Origin of the sequence: Rhodococcus sp. CX, assembly GCF_015865005.1 — a bacterium.
In the GTDB taxonomy this organism is placed as follows: Bacteria; Actinomycetota; Actinomycetes; order Mycobacteriales; family Mycobacteriaceae; genus Rhodococcus.
Window position 1 is genome coordinate 4865 of sequence record NZ_JADZGH010000100.1, and the last position, 2112, is coordinate 6976.

At 67.6% G+C, this 2112-nt stretch carries 4 protein-coding genes; all 4 read right to left on the reverse strand.

Annotated elements, in window-relative coordinates:
* The coding region (locus tag I0Q12_RS11000; RefSeq protein ID WP_197251956.1) for a zeta toxin family protein at nt 1-606 on the reverse strand (606 nt) is incomplete at its 3' end.
* Entirely contained in the window at nt 606-1061 is a 456-nt protein-coding gene (locus tag I0Q12_RS11005) for a hypothetical protein (RefSeq protein ID WP_197251957.1), read from the reverse strand. The genes I0Q12_RS11005 and I0Q12_RS11000, both read right to left, overlap by 1 nt.
* Nucleotides 1062-1305: 244 nt before the next feature.
* The gene (locus I0Q12_RS11010) at nt 1306-1722 is read right to left on the reverse strand and encodes a hypothetical protein (protein ID WP_197251958.1); all 417 of its coding nucleotides are present in this window, start codon (nt 1720-1722) and stop codon (nt 1306-1308) included.
* Nucleotides 1723-1868: 146 nt separating this feature from the next.
* Nucleotides 1869-2024 (reverse strand): hypothetical protein, encoded by a 156-nt coding sequence (locus I0Q12_RS11015; protein WP_197251959.1) that lies wholly within the window; start codon nt 2022-2024, stop codon nt 1869-1871.
* Nucleotides 2025-2112 lie beyond the last annotated feature (88 nt).

A 2112-nucleotide genomic window follows, 5' to 3' on the forward strand; every position in this document is an offset into this window, starting at 1 on the left:
CGACAGCGGATCATCGAACGCCGCTCGCGCATTGCGCGCGCAGATCGACCGCGCAGATCCGGCCGGGTAGAGGTCGGTGATCGCCGAGGTCGGGGTGAAACGGCCGCCCAGCTCGTCGTCCGGGTCGATACGGCCGGTCCACCACCGGTGCTGCGCGCGATGAATGGCGGTGTCGCGGGTGACTTCCACATCGACGATGGTCAGGTCGGTATAGCCGGCACCGCCGAGTTCGGTGAGCAACTGCGCGCCGAGACCGGCCCAGCGGAAGGTGCCTTCGATGACGATGTTCTCCCCCATCTCGATGCAGTGCTGCTGCACGGTGTCGAGGATCTGGGTGGATTCGCGGTGCACGAGGGTGGCCAGCTCGCGTGGGCGCAGCCGCCGCCCGTCGGGCAGCACCGTATCGAGCAGGTCGTCGTAGACCCCGCGGTCGATACCGGTCTGTTCGGCCAGATACGCATCGACGATCCCGGCGCGACTACGACGCCGGCCGGGATCGTTTTCGTACAGGCGAAACGACGCGCGCACGCCGCCGGCGTCGAGGACACCGCCGGGCGCACACCACGAGTCGAGGAGGGCATGGGTCTTGGCGCACGGCTGCTTCACTAGCGGCGGCTCGCCGCCCGCCGCGCCGCCGCGGTGACCTCGAACAGGCGCTGATAGTCGTCGTCGGAGAGCAGATCCCCGGCCCGTTCGATCTGATCCCAGCTGCCGCGCACGTAGACGTCCGCGGCGGGGTCGTCGGCGGGTGGGCCGCCGAAGGTGTAGTCCCAGTGTTCGAGTTCGTCCATCATCTGCTGGTGGTCGAGCTCGCCGACCGCGTAGCGCAGCAGCACCTCTCGCGGGGTGCGCTCCCGGACATCCGCCCGCAACCGGGCTGCTTTGAGCAACCGGCTGATCTCCGGCTGCGTCACCCCGACCCGCGGCGCGATCTGCCGATGCTTCCATCCCGCTTCCGCCGCGGCAAGCACCGCACGCAGCTTCTCGAGCTGGGCGAGTTCCGCGCGCGGGGAGATCGCGCGGAGTTTCCGCTCGATGTCCTTCTCGAACGCCACCGACATCGCATTCACCACCTCAACTAGGGGATATACCAAATGGTATCACCGACGCAGTGGCCACGAAATCGTGCTCGGCGAGTATTCGTGCCGTGCGCCGTCATCCGGCACCTAGACACCCTCATTGAGGGTGAAATGTGGCCTTCACCTGCATCGATGACACGTCCCCTGTGCGGCCTCTGCGAGCCCGGCGGCCGTCACACGGTGCTGCGCACGTCGTCGAGGTGATTCTTCGCCGAAATCAACGCCATCACCTCGCGACTGAGCTTGCTCGTCGCCCCCGACACTGTCCTGCCCTTCTCGTCGAACGACAGATCAGCCGCCGCGCGCAGATCGTCCCCGAGCGGGCGTCCGGATCGGCGTGCACCTCGCTGAGGTCGAAACGCACCGCCTCTACCTCGACCTCGAGGTTCTTCATGGCCTTCTCGACCCGGGCGAGCTGCTGGAGATACATCTGCGCGAGGATCGCTTCGATCTGCGACCAGCTCGGCACGTGATCACGGTGCAGATAGGGGGTGCCGCGTTTGGTGCGGGCGACTCCCTCGACGATCCTGCGGTCCCGGACGAGCTTCTGAAGCACCCTCATACCCACACCGCATTCCTTCCCGGCCTCCGACAGCGTCAGATAGTCCGGATGCTCGGTCGGGTCGACGTCGATGTGTTCCATGCACGGCACCGTACCGACCGGGCCCGACGGATTCGACCGGTGAACTGCGGTGATGACATGTCCCCGGCCCTGATCACCGCCGACTCGCGCCGCGCGCCGGCGCAGCGTTCATCGAGCTGGTGCGCCGGCCCGGATCGCCCGTGGCGTCAAATGATCTGGTTGCCGGCGTCCCCGGTCGCGGGCGGGATCGTCGGCCGGGCATCGACCGGCGTGTAGCGGCCCCGCTTCGACAGAAGCACCCACAGCACGCCAATGGCCGCGAGCACGAGAACACCGACCACGAGCCACGATTCGATCCCCATGCCCTCACCATACGAGGCGGTCACTCGATCCCGCGCGCCGCGCGAGCGGCGAGATCCGGGCCCGTCAGCAGCGAGACAGGACAGGTCA

What these genes read in the sequence shown, in the direction of transcription:
- I0Q12_RS11005 (WP_197251957.1), bottom strand. Translation starts at nt 1,061, where the DNA reads ATGTCGGTGGCGTTCGAGAAGGACATCGAGCGGAAACTCCGCGCGATC.
- I0Q12_RS11015 (WP_197251959.1), bottom strand. Translation starts at nt 2,024, where the DNA reads ATGGGGATCGAATCGTGGCTCGTGGTCGGTGTTCTCGTGCTCGCGGCC.
- I0Q12_RS11010 (WP_197251958.1), bottom strand. Translation starts at nt 1,722, where the DNA reads ATGGAACACATCGACGTCGACCCGACCGAGCATCCGGACTATCTGACG.